Origin of the sequence: Pseudomonas sp. NPDC008258, assembly GCF_042956345.1 — a bacterium.
GTDB lineage: Bacteria > Pseudomonadota > Gammaproteobacteria > Pseudomonadales > Pseudomonadaceae > Aquipseudomonas.
In genome coordinates this window covers 54,741-70,759 of the sequence record NZ_JBIBGE010000025.1, presented here as the reverse complement: position 1 = coordinate 70,759, position 16,019 = coordinate 54,741, and the positions used below count along the sequence as shown (strand labels likewise).

At 65.2% G+C, this 16,019-nt stretch carries 18 protein-coding genes; all 18 read left to right on the top strand.

Annotated elements, in window-relative coordinates; all coding sequences use genetic code 11:
- The first annotated feature begins 10 nt into the window (after positions 1 to 10).
- The 18 genes from ACFY9W_RS19975 to ACFY9W_RS19890 all read left to right on the top strand — a co-directional run bounded on the left by ACFY9W_RS19975 (position 11) and on the right by ACFY9W_RS19890 (position 15,543).
- Complete coding sequence (locus ACFY9W_RS19975) at positions 11 to 1,990, top strand: cytochrome D1 domain-containing protein (protein WP_391133546.1); 1,980 nt, start codon at positions 11 to 13, stop codon at positions 1,988 to 1,990.
- Positions 1,987 to 2,643: an SCO family protein gene (locus ACFY9W_RS19970; protein WP_391133543.1), complete on the top strand. Its 657-nt coding sequence runs from the start codon at positions 1,987 to 1,989 to the stop codon at positions 2,641 to 2,643. The genes ACFY9W_RS19975 and ACFY9W_RS19970 overlap by 4 nt, the downstream gene beginning before the upstream one ends.
- Positions 2,640 to 3,305 carry an SCO family protein gene (locus ACFY9W_RS19965; protein ID WP_391133540.1) on the top strand — a complete coding sequence of 222 codons (666 nt, stop codon included), beginning with the start codon at positions 2,640 to 2,642 and terminating at the stop codon, positions 3,303 to 3,305. Before ACFY9W_RS19970 ends, ACFY9W_RS19965 begins: the two co-directional genes overlap by 4 nt.
- A 182-nt stretch (positions 3,306 to 3,487) precedes the next feature.
- On the top strand, positions 3,488 to 4,978 hold the full coding sequence (locus ACFY9W_RS19960) for an ABC transporter substrate-binding protein (RefSeq protein WP_391133537.1): 1,491 nt from the start codon (positions 3,488 to 3,490) through the stop codon (positions 4,976 to 4,978).
- A 12-nt stretch (positions 4,979 to 4,990) separates the two neighbouring features.
- Entirely contained in the window at positions 4,991 to 5,632 is a 642-nt protein-coding gene (locus ACFY9W_RS19955; RefSeq protein WP_391133534.1) for a SurA N-terminal domain-containing protein, read from the top strand.
- Positions 5,633 to 5,881: 249 nt separating this feature from the next.
- Entirely contained in the window at positions 5,882 to 6,415 is a 534-nt protein-coding gene (locus ACFY9W_RS19950; RefSeq protein ID WP_391133531.1) for a response regulator, read from the top strand.
- 183 nt (positions 6,416 to 6,598) lie between these two features.
- Complete coding sequence (locus ACFY9W_RS19945; RefSeq protein WP_391133528.1) at positions 6,599 to 8,272, top strand: ATPase, T2SS/T4P/T4SS family; 1,674 nt, start codon at positions 6,599 to 6,601, stop codon at positions 8,270 to 8,272.
- Complete coding sequence (locus ACFY9W_RS19940; protein ID WP_391133525.1) at positions 8,256 to 9,035, top strand: hypothetical protein; 780 nt, start codon at positions 8,256 to 8,258, stop codon at positions 9,033 to 9,035. Before ACFY9W_RS19945 ends, ACFY9W_RS19940 begins: the two co-directional genes overlap by 17 nt.
- Before the next feature lies 1 nt (position 9,036).
- Positions 9,037 to 9,579 (top strand): PilN domain-containing protein, encoded by a 543-nt coding sequence (locus ACFY9W_RS19935; protein WP_391133522.1) that lies wholly within the window; start codon positions 9,037 to 9,039, stop codon positions 9,577 to 9,579.
- Positions 9,566 to 10,126: a type 4a pilus biogenesis protein PilO gene (gene pilO, locus ACFY9W_RS19930; RefSeq protein WP_391133519.1), complete on the top strand. Its 561-nt coding sequence runs from the start codon at positions 9,566 to 9,568 to the stop codon at positions 10,124 to 10,126. The genes ACFY9W_RS19935 and pilO overlap by 14 nt, the downstream gene beginning before the upstream one ends.
- The gene (locus ACFY9W_RS19925; RefSeq protein WP_391133516.1) at positions 10,126 to 10,635 is read left to right on the top strand and encodes a hypothetical protein; all 510 of its coding nucleotides are present in this window, start codon (positions 10,126 to 10,128) and stop codon (positions 10,633 to 10,635) included. Before pilO ends, ACFY9W_RS19925 begins: the two co-directional genes overlap by 1 nt.
- Entirely contained in the window at positions 10,632 to 12,497 is a 1,866-nt protein-coding gene (locus ACFY9W_RS19920) for a secretin N-terminal domain-containing protein (RefSeq protein WP_391133513.1), read from the top strand. The genes ACFY9W_RS19925 and ACFY9W_RS19920 overlap by 4 nt, the downstream gene beginning before the upstream one ends.
- Positions 12,494 to 12,973 (top strand): prepilin-type N-terminal cleavage/methylation domain-containing protein, encoded by a 480-nt coding sequence (locus ACFY9W_RS19915; RefSeq protein WP_391133510.1) that lies wholly within the window; start codon positions 12,494 to 12,496, stop codon positions 12,971 to 12,973. Before ACFY9W_RS19920 ends, ACFY9W_RS19915 begins: the two co-directional genes overlap by 4 nt.
- A gap of 5 nt (positions 12,974 to 12,978) precedes the next feature.
- A complete protein-coding gene (locus ACFY9W_RS19910; protein ID WP_391133507.1) occupies positions 12,979 to 13,353 on the top strand; it encodes a prepilin-type N-terminal cleavage/methylation domain-containing protein in 375 nt (124 codons plus the stop codon).
- Positions 13,328 to 13,855, top strand: a complete 528-nt coding sequence (locus ACFY9W_RS19905; protein ID WP_391133504.1) for a type II secretion system protein — start codon at positions 13,328 to 13,330, stop codon at positions 13,853 to 13,855. Before ACFY9W_RS19910 ends, ACFY9W_RS19905 begins: the two co-directional genes overlap by 26 nt.
- Positions 13,852 to 14,247 (top strand): curli production assembly/transport protein CsgE, encoded by a 396-nt coding sequence (csgE, locus tag ACFY9W_RS19900; protein WP_391133501.1) that lies wholly within the window; start codon positions 13,852 to 13,854, stop codon positions 14,245 to 14,247. Before ACFY9W_RS19905 ends, csgE begins: the two co-directional genes overlap by 4 nt.
- Positions 14,244 to 14,657, top strand: a complete 414-nt coding sequence (locus ACFY9W_RS19895; protein WP_300021022.1) for a curli assembly protein CsgF — start codon at positions 14,244 to 14,246, stop codon at positions 14,655 to 14,657. The genes csgE and ACFY9W_RS19895 overlap by 4 nt, the downstream gene beginning before the upstream one ends.
- A gap of 34 nt (positions 14,658 to 14,691) precedes the next feature.
- On the top strand, positions 14,692 to 15,543 hold the full coding sequence (locus tag ACFY9W_RS19890; protein ID WP_391133496.1) for a CsgG/HfaB family protein: 852 nt from the start codon (positions 14,692 to 14,694) through the stop codon (positions 15,541 to 15,543).
- The last annotated feature ends 476 nt before the right edge of the window (positions 15,544 to 16,019 follow it).

Here is a 16,019-nt window from a genome sequence, read left to right as displayed (position 1 = left end):
GAGCGCGAGCATGAACAAAAAGACTCGCCCTGCTTACTTGGGGGTAGTGCTGGGAGTGGCGCTGATCGGCCTGGGCGTGGCGTATGAAAAGCTCTGGTGCGACCCGCGTGAGCTATTGCAGGAAGAAACGGCCGATGTGCAGGGCCCGCACCGGCTCAGCCGCGACGGCGTGACCGTGGAGTTCGAGGCCCGGCCGCTGGCCGGGGGCGAGCTGAAAGAAGGCGGTTTTGCCAACATCCGCTTCAAGCTCAGCGACCAGACCAGTGGCCAGCCGCTGTCAGGCATGGCGCCGGGGGCATGGATCGACCCGGCGCAGTCGGCCCCGGTGGGCGACCGCGACCAAAGCTGCAAGGCGCGGGTGGCGCTGTTTCTCAAGAGCAGCATCGGCGCCCGGCCCCTGCTCGACCTGAACAGCTACTTCCTGTTGATGCTGAACAACGACGCCAGCCTGACAGTGATCGACCCGACGGTCTCGGTGGGGGGCGTGACCAGTACCCTGGCCCGCATCGACCTGCCGGGGCGGCCCATGGACTGGGTGGCCACCAGCGACGACAAGCAGGTGTTCGTGTCGATCCCCGAGCGCGGCAAGGTGGCGGTAATCGATACCGAAACCTTCACCCGCGTGGCCGACCTGAACGCCGGCGACCAGCCGCTGCGGGTAGCCTTGCAACCGGACCAGCACCGGCTGTGGGTGGGTAACAACAGCAGTGACCCGGCCAAGGGTGGGGTGACGGTGATCGATGTGCCAGGGCGCACCACCCTGAAAAGCTTCAACACCGGCACCGGGCACCACGAAATAGCCTTCAGCGCCGACTCGCGTTTTGCCTTCGTCAGCAACCGCGACAGCGGCACCCTCAGCGTCATCGACATCCCGGAAATGCGCCTGGCCAAGACCCTTCAGGTTGGCCCACACCCGCTGTCGGTCAGCTACTCGGCGTTGTCCCAGGCCGTGTATGTGGTCGATGGTGAGGAAGGCAGCGTGCGGGTGTTCGACGCCCGCAGCCACCAACTGCGCCATACGGTCAAGGCCGAACAGGGCCTGGGGCCGATGCGCTTCAGCAGTGATGGCCGCTACGGCATCGTGCTCAACACCCTTGAGAGCCAGGCCCTGGTCATCGACGCCAGTACCGACAAACTGATCCATCAGATTCCGGTAGCGGCCGAACCGTACCAGCTGACCTTCACCAAGGGTTATGCCTATGTGCGCGGCCTGGCTTCCCCGAAAGTGACCATGATCAACCTGTCCAGCCTGGGCGAGGGCCGCTCACCCATCGTGCAGGGTTTTGAAGCCGGCCCGGCCGCACCGCGCCAGGCCGGTGACCTGCCGCTGGCGCAGGGGTTGTCGGTGTCGCGCGATGACAACTCGGTGTTCGTGGTCAACCCGGTGGACAACACTACCTACTTCTACGCCGAGGGCATGAACGCGCCGATGTCCGGCTATAACAACCGTGGGCACCAGGCCCGTGCCGTCATCGTCGTCGACCGCAGCCTGCGCGAAGTAGCGCCCGGGGTGTACGGCTCGACGGTGAAGCTGCCCGCCGCCGGCAAGTTCGACGTGGCTTTCCTGCTCAACCAGCCGCAGATCATCCACTGCTTCAGCACCGATGTGGCCGAGTCACCCAATGCCGGCAAGCGCAAGGGCGCGCATGCCGAGTTCATCGGGCTTGACCAGCCGATGCCCCAGCACGGCGCCATTACCGCACGGGTACGCATCGTCGGCGACGACGGTCAGCCTCGGTTGGGCCTTAACGATTTGAGCCTGCGTTACTTTTTGGCGCCGTCGTCGATGCCGCGCAACCTGCAACTGCAAGAAGTGGGCGAGGGTGTCTATCAGGCAGCCCTGACACTGCCTGAAGCGGGCGCCTGGTACCTGCATGTGCAGTCGCCCTCGCTGGGGCGCAAGTTTGCCGAAGAGAACTACACCAGCCTGCGTGTCCTGCCGGCCGCAGCGACCAACGCTTCCCAGACTGACGTGAGGAATGTGCGATGAACACCAGGCATGCTTTCACACTGTTGGCCCTGAGCCTGGCACTGGCCAGCAACCTGGCCCACGCCCACGCCGGTCACGATCACAAAGGCCACGCCGAGCAGCCCCCGGCGGCAAGCCAGGAAAAGACCAGCGTGCGTTTTGCCGACGTTTCACTGCTGAACCAGGACGGCATGCCGGTGCGGCTGGAGCCAGACCTGGTAGGTGACCACCTGGTGGTCATGGGTTTCATTTACACCAGTTGCACCACGGTGTGCCCGGTGGTGTCGTCGATCATGGGCAAGGTCCAGCAACAGCTGGGTGGCCGGGTAGGCGAGGAAATCCACATGGTGTCGATCAGCGTCGACCCGCAGCGTGACGACGCCAAGCGCCTTCAGGCATACGCCAAAGCCTTCCAGAAGGGGCCGGGCTGGAGCTGGCTGACCGGCACCCCGTACGCCATCACCGAAACCCTCAAGGGCCTTGGCAGCTTCAGCGCCGACCTCAGCCAGCATCCGCCGCTGATCCTGGTGGGCGACGGGCGCAGCGGGCACTGGACACGCTACTACGGCTTTACCGACCCGGCGGTACTGATCGAAGAAATCAACCGCCTCAGCGCCCGACGGGTGCATGCCAAGAGCACGGCCATTGCCGACCATCATGAGGTGCAACCATGAGCACTGTAATTTCCCGCCGCGCCGGCATGCGCCCTTTCGACTGGCTGGTACTGGGCGGCTGCCTGTGGATTCTCGCCTCGGTGGCGTTCGCCCACGAAGGCCATGCACCGCAAGCGCCAGCGCCACAGCCGGCACCGCAGGCGATGACCAGTGGCGGCGGCACCCGCGACGCCCAGGCCTGGTTCACCGACACCGTACTGAAGGACCAGAACGGCCGCGAGCTGCGCTTCTACAGCGACGTGCTCAAAGACAAGGTGGTGATGCTCAACGTGATCTTCACCCACTGCACCGACGCCTGCCCGCTGATTACCCGCAAGCTGCGCGAAGTGCGCGAGGCCATGGGGCCGCAGCTGGCCAGCCAGGTGACGTTCGTGTCGATCAGCAGCGACCCGCTTAACGATACCCCGCAGGCGCTCAAGGCGTTTGCACAGAAGCAAGGGGTGGACGGGCCGAACTGGCTGTTCCTGACCGGTGACAAGGCCAACGTCGACCTGGTGCTCGGCCGGATCGGCCAGTTCCTGCCCAGCCCTGAGCAGCACTCCACGCAGCTCATTGCCGGTGATGTGGCTGGCAAGCGCTGGAGCAAGATCCGCCCCGATGCGCCAGCCGTGGCCATTGCCCAGCGCATGCAGCTGCTGACCCAGCCTTTGGCTGGCCGGTGAGTATCATGAGCACTTGGGTGGCCTTGTGCTGGTGCTGCTGGCCTCGTCGCCGGCAAGCCAGCTCCCACAGAGAATGCACCGCCCGTAAATGCAGCGCTATCCCTGTGGGAGCTGGCTTGCCGGCGATGAGGCCAGAACAGGCTAAAGCAGGTATCAGCACAATACTGGTCCTGTTGATTGGCATGGTACTTGGCACTTCGGCGCTTGCGCTGGACCTCACCGACCACGAGCAAGCCGGCAAACGCCTCTATCGCGAGGGCGTCTCCAGCAGTGACGCCCAGCTGCTGGCCCGTGTCGGTGCCAGCAGCATGAGCGTGCCCGCCAGCGTACTGCCCTGCGCGAGCTGCCACGGCAACGATGGCCGTGGCCGTGCCGAAGGTGGCGTGCGCCCACCCAGCCTCGACTGGCAACGCCTGGCACTCGGCCCAGGCCCGCGCGAAACCAATGGCCGCCACTACCCGGCGTACACCGACGCCAGCCTGGCACGCGCTATCCAGCATGGCGTGGACCCGGCCGGCAACCGCCTGGACCCGGCCATGCCACGTTTCGAATTGACCCTGGCCGACCAGCGTAACCTCACGGCCTATCTCAAACGCCTGGCGCAGGAGCTCGACCCAGGTGTGGAGGAGGGCGTGCTGCGCTTGGGCACCTTGCTGCCGGCATCCGGCCCGCTGGCCGAAGCGGGGCAGGTGGTGCGTGCGGTGCTGGAGGACGGCGTGGCGCAACTCAACCAGCAAGGTGGCATTCACGGGCGGCGCCTGGAACTGGTGGTGCTTGACCCTGGTTTGGACCCCGCCAGCGCCGAACACGCCTTGCAACGGTTGCTGGAGCAGGAGCGCGTGTTCGCCCTGATCTCGCCCCTGGCGCCGATGCTCGACGCGCGCCTGGCAACCTTGCTGGCACCGCAGAATGTACCCCTGATCGGCAGTACCCCGCGCAGCGGCGGCAGCTCACAGATATTCGACCCGCTGCCCGGCTTGCCCGTGCAGTTGCTCAGCCTGGCAGGCCATGCCCGTACAGCGCTGGGCCTGGCCTCAGGCGACCTGCGCGTGGTGTATGCCGGCAGCGAGCAGGCAGCGTTGGCCCAGCAGGTGCGCGAACGGTTGCAGCAACAGGGCTGGGCGCCACCTGCCGTCCAGGCCTTCGACGGCCAGGCCGTGGACGGGCAGGGCATCGTCTTCCTTGGCCGCGCCCAGGCCTTCGCCGAGCTGGCCGCGAGCTTGCAGGCAGCTGGCCGCCAGCCCTACCTGTTCGCGGCCTCAAGCCAAGTGGCCGGCGCCGTGGCGCGCCTGCCCGTGCAGTGGTCGCAGCGGGTGTTCCTGGCCTACCCCTATGTGCCTGAAGACTGGACCGAGCAGGGCCTGGCGGCCCTTGCCGGGCTACAGCAGCGCCAGGGCCTTGACCCCCGCCAGGCATCGTTGCAGGTCAATACCCTGTGCGCTTTGCGCCTGCTGAGTGAAGCGCTGAAGCAGATCGGCCGGGACGCCAGCCGCGAGCAGCTGATTGCCGCGCTGGAAGGCCTGCACGATGTAACGACCGGCCTGACCCCGGCGCTGGGCTTCGGCCCCGGTCGCCGGCAGGGCATGGCCGGTGCCCATGTGGTGGCGGTGGCGCTGCCCGGGCCCCGCTTCACTTCGGTCACCCCATACCGGCCGGTGCCGGATACCCCTTGAACGGAGGCTGCCATGCGTAGCGTATTGCTGTGCCTGTTGCTGGTGCTGGCCGAGGCGAGCTGGGCCGATGTGCCGGCAGCGCGGGTGAATGGCGTGGAAATCAGTGTGACGCGCCTGGAGCGCTATTTCAGTGAATACCTGAGCGCCCAGGGGCGCGCGGTAACCAGCATCCGCAACCCAGGTTTGTACAAGCGCCTGCGCGACCAGGCCCTGGACGAGCTGATCGACAAAGAGTTGCTCTGGCAGGAGGCCAGGCGCCAGGGCATCGCCATCAGCGATGAGCAGGTGCGGGCGCATGTGGGCGAGGTCGAAACCGCGTTTGGCAGCCCGGCAATTTTCGAACGGCGGCTGGCGGAGGCGGGCTTTGATAGGGCACAGTACACTGAATACACCCGGCAAGACATGGCGGCCCAGCAGGTGTATGCCCAGCTCAGCGCAGTCGACACGCCGAGCCAGGCTGAGGTGGAGGCATTTTATGATGCCAACCAGCAAAGACTGCAAGGAGCGCAGAACCAAAGTGATAACCCTTCGGTCATACGTGAGCAGGGCCTGGTCTTGGCCAGGGCAGCGCTCATCACCACACGAGAAGCAGATGCGCGCCGTTCCGTGCGCCAACGTTTGCGTGACGCCGCTAACGTGGAGGTTGCTGACTGAGGCCCCTGATGGCGTTTCCCCCAAAGCTGGGGAATTAAGGTTTGGCCATGTGCCATCATTTTCCCCGCTTGTGGGGAACAGGGTGGGTGCGCCTGGCCGCCGCGATTCGGGAGTTGGCATGCGCGTTAGTAAAATCAATAACTTACAGCGGTGCAACATGACTATTCACGCCTGGCACGAAGCCTGCTCAAGCCTGTACAAGGGCGCACTTCGCAGACCGGGTAACCGGGCAGTACTTGGGAGTCGACCTTGGTGAACAGAGTATTGGTAGTCGATGACGAACAGACCCTTGCGCAGAACCTGCAGGCGTATTTGCAGGCGCAAGGCCTGGATGTTCATGTTGCCCACGACGGTGCCAGTGGTATCGAACAGGCTGCAAGCCTGGCACCGCAAGTGATCGTGCTGGATTACCGCTTGCCCGACATGGAGGGTTTTCAGGTTCTGGAGGCCGTACGCAAGAACAGGCAGTGCCATTTCGTGCTGATTACCGCCCACCCCACTGTTGAAGTGCGTGAGCGGGCCGCCGAACTCGGTGTGAGTCATGTCCTGTTCAAGCCGTTCCCGCTGGCGGAACTGGCACGTGCGATCTTCGACCTGATGGGCATCGAGCGCCGGCGCAGGGCCACGGACAACCCGGCTGAAGGGTTCGTCGAACGACGCCAGAACAGGAACGAATCGTTCCCCCTGCAGTTGTACGATGGAAGCTGGGTGTTGGCTGACCGCCGCCGTAATGGCGCCAAGCCCCCGGGGCCCGACGACGAACAACTGCTCACAGGGGAATAGCGGCGCCCGCACCCCTGGCCGAGCCAGCCTGCGATGCGCCCCTGAGCGGAGTCGCAGGCCATGCCAGAAGCATTCGATGCAACCCGGGATCTGCAACAGCCTGCACCGGCCTCTTCGCGGGCATGCCCGCTCCCACAGGATACGCGTGATCTTCAGGTTTGCAGTGAACCTGTGGGAGCGGGCATGCCCGCGAAGAACCCAGCACCACTTTCAGCCTACCCCCGCGACCTGTTGGCTCAGGCCCGACTGCAAGCCAGTGACGAGCGCGTGCTCACCTGCCTGGAACGCCTGGCCTGCGACACCCCCGACACCTTCACCCGCCGCCTGGGCCTGACCCTGCACTACCCGGTGCTGGACAGCCACAGCCTGCTGGCCAGCACCCCGCGCTTCGACAAGGTGACCCTGGCCCAATGCCTTAAACGCGAATTCGTGCTGATCGAGCAGGGCGGCCAACTGCTGGGCGTGTTCGCCGACCCGTTCGACCACGCCCGCCTGGCGTGGATCGACGATGTGCTGCAAGGCGCGCCGTTGTACCTGGCCCACGCCGCCGAGCTGGCCACCTTCCTGGCCCGCCACGAAGAAAGCTTCCACGCCGTCGATGCCCTTGACCACGACGCCGAGGCCAGCAGCGAAGGCGACCCGCTGCAACGCCTGTCGCTGGCCAGCATCAGCGAAGACCAGAGCCGCGTGGTCAAACTGGTCAACTCCACCCTGTACGACGCCCTCAAGCTGCATGCCAGCGACATCCACCTGGGCATGACCGGCCAGGGCCTGACCATCAAGTACCGCATCGACGGTGTGCTGAACGGTGCCGGCAAGGCCAGCGGCAGCGCCTTTGCCGACCAGGTAATCTCGCGCATCAAGGTCATGGCCGAGCTGGACATCGGCGAAAAACGCGTGCCCCAGGATGGCCGCTTCAAGGTGGCCGTGGGCGACCGCCAGATCGACTTCCGCGTATCGATCATGCCCAGCATCTTTGGCGAAGACGCCGTGCTGCGGGTGCTCGACAAGCAGGACTTGTCCGACCGGGTCAGCGGCGTGCAGTTGCAAGCGCTTGGCTTTGCCGACGAGACCCTGCGCGCGCTGCGCCGGCTGGCCGCCGAACCCTACGGCATGATCCTGGTCACCGGCCCCACCGGCAGCGGCAAGACCACCACCCTGTACGCCATGATCAGCGAGATCAACCACGGCGTGGACAAGATCATCACCATCGAAGACCCGGTCGAATACCAACTGCCCGGCGTGCTGCAGATCCCGGTGAACGAGAAGAAAGGCCTGACCTTTGCCCGTGGCCTGCGCTCAATCCTGCGCCACGACCCGGACAAGATTCTGGTCGGTGAGATCCGCGACCCGGACACTGCCCAGATCGCCGTGCAATCGGCGCTCACTGGCCACCTGGTGTTCACCACCATCCACGCCAACAACGTGTTCGATGTAATCGGCCGCTTCAGCCAGATGCAGGTCGACCCCTACAGCTTCGTTTCAGCGCTCAACGCGGTGCTGGCCCAGCGCCTGATCCGCCTGGCCTGCCCGCATTGCGCCACGCCCTGCGAGCACGACGACGACACCCTGTACGGCTCGGGCCTTACCCGTGAAGGCGTGGCCGGCTGGAAGTTTGTGCGCGTGCAGGGCTGCGGCCAGTGCCGTGGCAGCGGCTACCGCGGCCGCAGCGCCATCGCAGAGCTGCTGCACCTGGACGACGACCTGCGGCAAATGATTGTCGAGCGTCGCCCCCTGTCGCAAATCAAGACACACGCCTGCCAGCGTGGCCTGCGCCTGCTGCGCGCTTCGGCCCTGGACCTGGTCCGTGATGGCCGCACCACCCTTGAGGAGATCAACCGTGTCACATTCATCTGATCGTTTCTGTGCCGTACTCGGCGCCGAGGGTGTCGGCTTGGGTTGCTGGCACAAACACCAGCACCGGTGGCTGGGCAGCCGCGAGTTCAGCTGCGATGCCGCCCAACCGGTGTGGGCAGCCGCTGTGGACGCGCTCGCCGCGCTGCTGGCCGAGCATGCCGTGCGTGGCGCCCAGTTGCGGGTGCTGCTGTCGGCCCGCTACAGCCGCTTCTGCCTGGTGCCCTGGAGCGACGCAATCGGCAGCCCGCGTGAGCTGGACGCCTATGCCCGGGCCTGTTTCGAAAACCTCTACGGGCAGCCGCTGGACGACTGGCGCATCGTGCTGTCGCCCGAGCCTGCCGGCGCCCCCCGCATCGCCACGGCGCTGCCCGAAGCCCTGCTGCAACGGTTGCAGGGGCTGGGCCGGGAAAGCCGCCTGAGCCTGCGTTCGGTACAGCCGTACCTGATGGCTGCCTACAACCGTTGCTCGCCACAGCTGGAGCAGGGCGACTTCCTGTTCGTGCTGGCCGAACCACGCCGCAGCGTACTGCTGCTGGCGGCTGGCGGTGCCTGGCAGCAAGTGCTGGCGCAAGGCTGCGCCGACAGCGACCAGGCCCTGCAAGCGTTGATCGAGCGCACCTGCGAGCTGTACGGCGAGCAGATGCCCCGGGTGTACCTGCATGCCCCAGGCCGGGGCGACGTGCCGCAACTGGCGGCGGTGCAGCTGTGCCAGCCGGCCAGCGAAGCCGACCCGCTGTGCGCCATGTGGCGGGCGGTGGCCTGACATGCGCCGCCTCGAACTGGAATTCCAACCCCGGCGCAGCGGCCCGCTGGCCTGGTCGCTGCTGGCCCTGGGCAGCGCCTTGATCGCCGGCCTGGTGCTGCTGCAGCAAACCTTGCAGAGCGAGCAGGTGGACCTTGAAGCCAGCGTGCACAGCCTGGAGTTGCAACTGGGCCGCCGCCCGGCCACCGCCGCACCTTTGAGTAGTGCCGCCAGCCGCGAACAGGCCGAGCGCCTGGCGCAGATGCGCAGCGTATCCCAGCAACTGCAACGCCCTTGGCAGCAGCTGTTCGCCATGCTCGAAGCCATGCCACAGGACGATGTCGCGCTGCTTGGCCTGACCCCGGATGCGCGCAAGGGCCAGGTGCGCATCAGCGCTGAAGCACGCAGCCTGGAAGCGATGCTGCAGTACCACCAGCGCCTGGAAGCCAGCGATGAGCTCAGCGATGTGTCGCTGCTCAACCATGAAGTGATGGCCGCACAGCCTGAGCACCCGGTGCGCTTCACCCTTACCGCCACCTGGGAGACCGGCCATGCGCGCCCTTGAGCTGAACAGCCTGATTCTTCAGGAACGCCTGCGCCGCGTCGGCCCGGTCGGCCTGGCGGCGGTCGCGGTGGTTTTGCTGGCCGTGGGCGTGGCAGCTGCTGGCGTGCTGCCGCAGTGGCAGAACGTGCGCGAGCTGCGTGCCACCGAAGCGGACGCCAGTGTGCAGGTCGGGCGGGTCAAGCGTGGCGAGTTGAAGATCGCCACCAAGCCCGAGCAACAGGCGCTCGACAGCCTGCGCCAGCAACTACCGGGGCAACCCCAGGCCAGCGAGCTGATCGAACGCCTGTACCACCTGGCCAGTGCCGAGCACATCAGCCTGGCCCGTGGCGAGTACGCCCTGGGCATCGATCCCAAGACCCAACTGGCGCGTTACCAGATCGTGCTGCCAGTGCGCGGCAGCTACCCGCAGATTCGCGGCTTCCTCAAAGGGCTGCTGAAACAACTGCCGACCCTGGTGCTGGAAGACCTCGAACTGCAACGCAAACGTATCGGCGACAGCGAGCTGAATGCCCGCCTGCGCATGACCCTTTACCTGTCGAGGTCGTGATGAACACACAACGTGCAGTCATCTGGGCCGGCTTCCTCGGTTTGAGCGCGGCGTTGGCGTGGGCACCGGGGCACTGGTTCGGCCAGGAAGACGGCGTCGCGGCCTTCGCGGGCTCGCCCGCTCCCACAGGTTCGGCGGCGCCCACAAATCCTGTGGGAGCGGGCGAGCCCGCGAAAGGGCCGGAACAGGCTTCCCGCGATCTGTTCCCAACCCAGCGGTGGACCAAACCCCAGGCCCTGGCCACCGTCACCGAACAACCCGTGGTCGCCGCGCCGGTCGTGGCCGCCGCCCCGACTGCCCCTGAGCTGCCGTTCCAGTTCATCGGCCGCATGGGCAACAACGACGACCTGCAGATCTTTCTGCAGAGCGGCGAAAAACTCTACGTCGTGCGTCAGGGCGACATCATCGAAGACACCTATCGCCTCGATCGGGTATCGGCCGAAGAGCTGCGCCTGGTCTACCTGCCTTTGCATCAGTTGCAGACTTTGTCTGTAGGGAGCGCACCATGAAACCGTCCAAGCTATGCAAACCTGCCCCGTTCCTGCTGGTGGCGCTGTGTGTGGCCATTGCCGGTTGCGGTTCCACTGCCGTGCGCAAGGACAGCGACCAGCTGATGAAGGAAGGCCAGTACGAAGCCGGTATCGCCCGCCTGGAAGAAGCCCTGCGCGATGACCCGCGCGACACCGAGCTGAACATCGCCCTGGCGCACAGCCGCCAGGCGGCGGTCGAGGCGCTGCTGGGCCAGGCCGATGCCGACCGCATCCGCCATGACTTTGCCAATGCCCGCATGGGCTATGGCCGGGTGCTGACGCTGGAGCCGAACAACCGCCGCGCCCAGGAAGGTATCCGCCAGCTGGAGCTGATCCGTACGCTGGACGAGCGTGTGGCTCTTGGCCAGGCCGCACTGCGCCAGGGCGACCTGTTCGGTGCCGAGCGCTACATGCGCGAAGTGCTGCGCCTGGACCCACAGAACCAGAAGGGCATGGCCCTGCGCAGCGACATCGAGAACGTGCAGGCGCGCACTGCCCAGCCGTACCCACAGTTGCGCAGCAAGCTGGAGCGGCCGGTTACCCTGGAGTTTCGCGATGCCAACCTGAAGACCATCTTCGAGGTGCTGTCGCAGGTGGCGGGTATCAACTTCATCTTCGACAAGGACATGCGCCCGGACATGAAGGCCACCATCTTCGTGCGTGAAGTGCGCATCGAAGACGCCGTGGCGCTGTTGCTGGAGCAGAACCAGCTGCGCCAGAAGATCGTCAACGACAACACCCTGATGGTGTACCCCGACTCGCCGCAAAAGACCAAGGACTACCAGGAACTGGTCATGCGCACGTTCTACCTGACCAGCATCGATGCCAACACCGCGCTGAACATGGTCAAGACCATGCTCAAGACCCGCGACGTGTTCGTCGACGAGCGCCTCAACACCCTGACCATGCGCGACACCCCGGATGCCGTGCGCATGGCCGAGAAGCTGTTGCAGTCGCAGGACCAGTCCAACCCCGAGGTCGTGCTGGAAGTGGAGGTGATGGAAGTGGCCACCTCGCGCATCCTCGACCTTGGTTTGCAATGGCCCAACACCTTCGGCGTGCTCAGCAACGACGGCAAGCCGGTGAGCGTGCTCGACCAGCTGCGCGGCATCGACTCTAGCCGCATCAGTATCTCGCCAGCGCCGCAGGCCAAGATCAATGCCCAGGACAAGGACATCAACACCCTGGCCAGCCCGGTGATCCGCGTCAGCAACCGTGAGCAGGCGCGCATCCACATCGGCCAACGGGTACCGATTATCAGCGCAACCTCGGTGCCGTCTACCCAAGGCCCGGTGATTACCGAAAGCGTCACCTACCTGGACGTCGGTTTGAAACTTGAAGTGCAGCCCACCGTGCACCTGAACAACGAAGTGGCGATAAAGGTGGCCCTTGAGGTCAGTAACGCCACCCCGCTGGAGGCCACCCGCCAGGGCACCATCCCGGTCCAGGTCGACACCCGCAACGCCCAGACCAGCCTGCGCCTGCACGACGGCGAAACCCAGGTGCTGGCCGGCCTGGTGCGCAACGACCACAACGCCAGCGGCAACAAGATCCCCGGCCTTGGCGACATTCCCGGCCTGGGGCGGCTGTTCGGCAGCAACAAGGACGACATGAGCAAGAGCGAGCTGGTGCTGGCGATTACCCCGCGCATCGTGCGCAACCTGCCGTACCAGAGCCCGTCGGATATGGAGTTTTCCACCGGCACCGAGTCGGCCATGCAGGTACGCCAGATGGCACCGTTGCCGCCCACGGACGTACCCGGCAATGCGCCGACCACCGACGCGCCCGTGGTGGAAAGCCAGATGGCGGCCACCCCGGTAACTGTGAGCCCGCGGCCATGAAAGCGCAGCGCCGCATGCAGGGCTTCAGCCTGATCGAGGTGGTGCTGACCCTGGCACTGCTCGGGCTGCTGGCCAGCATGGCCGCGCCGCTGACCGAAACCGTGGTGCGCCGCGGCAAGGAGCAACAGCTGCGCGAGGCGCTGTACCAGATTCGCGACGCCATCGACGCCTACAAGCGGGCGTTCGATGCCGGCTACATCGAGAAGCGCCTGGACGCCAGCGGTTACCCGCCAAACCTGCAGGTGCTGGTGGAGGGCGTGCGCGATGTGCGCAGTGCCAAGGGCGCCAAGTTCTACTTCCTGCGGCGCATCCCACACGACCCGCTGGTGGCGGCCAAGGGTGAAGACGAAGGCGGCTGGGGCCTGCGCGCCTACGACAGCAGCCCCGACAACCCGCGCCAGGGCGAAGACGTGTTCGATGTTTATTCCAAGGCCCGTGGCAAAGGCCTGAACAACATCCCCTACGGGCAATGGTGACAGCCATGAAACGCAGCAAAGGCTTCACCCTGATCGAACTGCTGGTGGTCATGGCGATTATCGCCACGCTGTTGACCATCGCCATGCCGCGCTACTTCAACAGCCTGGAAAGTTCCCGCGAAGCCACCCTGCGCCAGAGCCTGTCGGTGCTGCGCGAGGCGCTGGACCACTACTACGGTGACACCGGTCACTACCCGGATTCGCTGGAGCAACTGGTGGATCAGCGCTACCTGCGCAACACCCCGGTCGACCCGATCACCGAGCGCAGCGATGCCTGGCAGCTGGTGCCGCCCCCTGAAGGCGTGGCCGGCGGCGTGGCCGATATCAAGAGCGGTGCCACAGGGAGGGCGCGTGATGGCAGCCTCTTCGCTGAATGGTAAGGCCAGCGCTGGCTTCACCTACCTGGGCGTGCTGCTGCTGATTGCGGTCAGCAGCGTGGCCCTGGCCGCCACCGGCACGATCTGGGCCAGCGCCGCCCAGCGTGACCGCGAGCGCCAGTTGCTGTGGGTGGGCGGCCAGTACGCCCAGGCCCTGCGCAGCTACTACCGCGCCTCGCCGGGCCTGGCCCAGTACCCACAGGACCTGGCTGACCTGCTGCAGGACAACCGCTTCCCGCAGGCCAAGCGGCACATTCGCAGGCTGTACCCCGACCCGATTACCAACAGCGACGAGTGGGGCTTGCTGCGTTCCATCGACGGCCGCATCACCGGCGTACACAGCCGCTCGGACGCCACCCCGTTCAAGCGCAGTGGGTTCAGTACCGAGTGGAGTGGTTTCGAAGGGCTGGAACATTACAGCGACTGGCAGTTCGTCGCCGAGCAGGCCTTTACCGAAGGTGCCGACGGCGTGCAGACCCACAGCGGCCCGGGAGATACGCCATGAACAGCCTGGCTGCGCTGTGCCTGGGCCTGCTGCTGGTGCTGGCCACGTCGGTCAAGGCCGGGGACGAGGATGAGATGCAGGGGTTCATCGTCGACAACACCATCTCGCACATCGGCCACGACTTTTACTACTACTTCGCCGACCGCCTGCGTGCCACCAGCCGCCTGGACTTCAACCTGGTGGTGCGCGAACGCCCGGACGCCCGCTGGGGCAGCCTGGTCACTGTGGAGTTCGAACGCGAAGTGATGTACCGCCGCTTCCTGCCACCGAACACCACCGAGCTCAAAGACGAGGCCATTGCAGCCGCCGACCTGGTCAAGCAGCAAATCATTCAACGCAAGCTGCAACGCCTGCTACAGGACACCACCGACTTGGAGAGGGACGAGCTATGAACCACCGTATTTCACGTTGCATTGCCGCCTGCCTGCTGGCCAGCGCCTGTGCTGCCCAAGCCACGGAGCTGGTGTACACCCCGGTCAACCCGGCCTTTGGCGGCAACCCGTTGAACGGCACCTGGCTGTTGAACAATGCCCAGGCGCAAAACGATTACGACGACCCCGACCTCAAGGACCGTGCCTCGGCCTTTACCGGCACCACCGCCCTGGAGCGCTTCAGCAACCAGCTGGAGTCGCGGATGTTGTCGCAGTTGCTGGACAACATCAGTAACGGCAGCACCGGCAGCATGGCGACCGATGCGTTTCTCATCGACGTCATCGACGATTCCGGGGCCTTGAGCATCAAGGTCACCGATCGCGCCACAGGAGAAATTTCGATCATTGAGGTCAGCGGCCTGAACCCCTGAGAGGGAAGGGCTTTTATGTTGGGGAGAGAACACCATGAAACGTCTGCTGAGCACATTGCTGATCGTCACCGCCCTGGGCCTGCAAACGGGTTGCAGCCTGCGCGAACCCATGTCGGCTGAACAGGACTCGGAAACCCCGACCCTGACACCCCGGGCCTCCACCTATTACGACCTGATCAACATGCCACGGCCCAAAGGCCGGCTGATGGCCGTGGTGTACGGCTTCCGCGACCAGACCGGGCAATACAAGCCCACCCCGGCCAGCTCGTTCTCCACCAGCGTCACCCAGGGCGCGGCCAGCATGTTGATGGACGCCCTGAGCGCCAGTGGCTGGTTCGTGGTACTGGAGCGTGAAGGGCTGCAGAACCTGCTGACCGAGCGCAAGATCATCCGTGCTTCGCAGAAAAAGCCTGATGTGGCGGAGAACATCATGGGCGAACTGCCACCGCTGCAGGCCGCCAACCTGATGCTGGAGGGCGGCATCATCGCCTACGACACCAACGTGCGCAGCGGCGGCGAGGGGGCTCGTTACCTGGGAATCGACATCTCCCGCGAGTACCGGGTCGACCAGGTAACCGTTAACCTGCGCGCGGTGGACGTGCGCACCGGGCAGGTACTGGCCAACGTGATGACCAGCAAGACCATCTACTCGGTCGGGCGCAGTGCCGGAGTGTTCAAGTTCATCGAGTTCAAGAAGCTGCTTGAGGCTGAGGTGGGGTACACCACCAATGAGCCGGCGCAGCTGTGCGTGCTGTCGGCGATCGAAGCGGCAGTGGGGCATTTGCTGGCGCAGGGGATTGAGCGGCGGTTGTGGCAGGTTGCGGGGGATGCAGGGGATGGCAAGGCGACGGTGGACAAGTACCTGAGTCAGAATCAGCAGCCTTGATCGACCTTGAGGGCCTCTTCGCGGGCTTGCCCGCTCCCACAGGTATGGCGTCGCTCTTGAGGGCACACCGTACCTGTGGGAGCGGGCAAGCCCGCGAAGAGGCCGGATCTGGCAACAGAATTGTTGCTGAAGGCCCACCAGCCTTGAAAGCTTTCCCTAGGGTCGGTAGGCTTCCTCCGCTGCTGTAAATCCAGCAGCCGGGTTTGGTAGCCCGCGATCAATCAAGGCGCACAAGCGCCCGCTCTGCGATACAGTTGGCGCTTTTTTGTGCCCGGCTGTTTCGTTTTATGGCGGCTGTGCGTAGGGCGCCTCCGTGCGCGCCGGTTTCCTTGATTCCCGGTCTACCAACCTGCGTACAGCCGTCACCCTGGTGCATTTTTCCACGCTGCTGAAAGGCGCATTTGCGACCAACCTCAAGGCGCTGGAGCTGGCCAAAGGGACCTGCCGTGATCTGTTGTTGAGTAATGACCATGGGC

What these genes read in the sequence shown, in the direction of transcription:
- ACFY9W_RS19975 (WP_391133546.1), top strand. Translation starts at nt 11, where the DNA reads ATGAACAAAAAGACTCGCCCTGCTTACTTGGGGGTAGTGCTGGGAGTG.
- ACFY9W_RS19970 (WP_391133543.1), top strand. Translation starts at nt 1,987, where the DNA reads ATGAACACCAGGCATGCTTTCACACTGTTGGCCCTGAGCCTGGCACTG.
- ACFY9W_RS19965 (WP_391133540.1), top strand. Translation starts at nt 2,640, where the DNA reads ATGAGCACTGTAATTTCCCGCCGCGCCGGCATGCGCCCTTTCGACTGG.
- ACFY9W_RS19960 (WP_391133537.1), top strand. Translation starts at nt 3,488, where the DNA reads ATGGTACTTGGCACTTCGGCGCTTGCGCTGGACCTCACCGACCACGAG.
- ACFY9W_RS19955 (WP_391133534.1), top strand. Translation starts at nt 4,991, where the DNA reads ATGCGTAGCGTATTGCTGTGCCTGTTGCTGGTGCTGGCCGAGGCGAGC.
- ACFY9W_RS19945 (WP_391133528.1), top strand. Translation starts at nt 6,599, where the DNA reads ATGCCCGCGAAGAACCCAGCACCACTTTCAGCCTACCCCCGCGACCTG.
- ACFY9W_RS19935 (WP_391133522.1), top strand. Translation starts at nt 9,037, where the DNA reads ATGCGCCGCCTCGAACTGGAATTCCAACCCCGGCGCAGCGGCCCGCTG.
- pilO (WP_391133519.1), top strand. Translation starts at nt 9,566, where the DNA reads ATGCGCGCCCTTGAGCTGAACAGCCTGATTCTTCAGGAACGCCTGCGC.
- ACFY9W_RS19925 (WP_391133516.1), top strand. Translation starts at nt 10,126, where the DNA reads ATGAACACACAACGTGCAGTCATCTGGGCCGGCTTCCTCGGTTTGAGC.
- ACFY9W_RS19920 (WP_391133513.1), top strand. Translation starts at nt 10,632, where the DNA reads ATGAAACCGTCCAAGCTATGCAAACCTGCCCCGTTCCTGCTGGTGGCG.
- ACFY9W_RS19915 (WP_391133510.1), top strand. Translation starts at nt 12,494, where the DNA reads ATGAAAGCGCAGCGCCGCATGCAGGGCTTCAGCCTGATCGAGGTGGTG.
- ACFY9W_RS19910 (WP_391133507.1), top strand. Translation starts at nt 12,979, where the DNA reads ATGAAACGCAGCAAAGGCTTCACCCTGATCGAACTGCTGGTGGTCATG.
- ACFY9W_RS19905 (WP_391133504.1), top strand. Translation starts at nt 13,328, where the DNA reads ATGGCAGCCTCTTCGCTGAATGGTAAGGCCAGCGCTGGCTTCACCTAC.
- csgE (WP_391133501.1), top strand. Translation starts at nt 13,852, where the DNA reads ATGAACAGCCTGGCTGCGCTGTGCCTGGGCCTGCTGCTGGTGCTGGCC.
- ACFY9W_RS19895 (WP_300021022.1), top strand. Translation starts at nt 14,244, where the DNA reads ATGAACCACCGTATTTCACGTTGCATTGCCGCCTGCCTGCTGGCCAGC.
- ACFY9W_RS19890 (WP_391133496.1), top strand. Translation starts at nt 14,692, where the DNA reads ATGAAACGTCTGCTGAGCACATTGCTGATCGTCACCGCCCTGGGCCTG.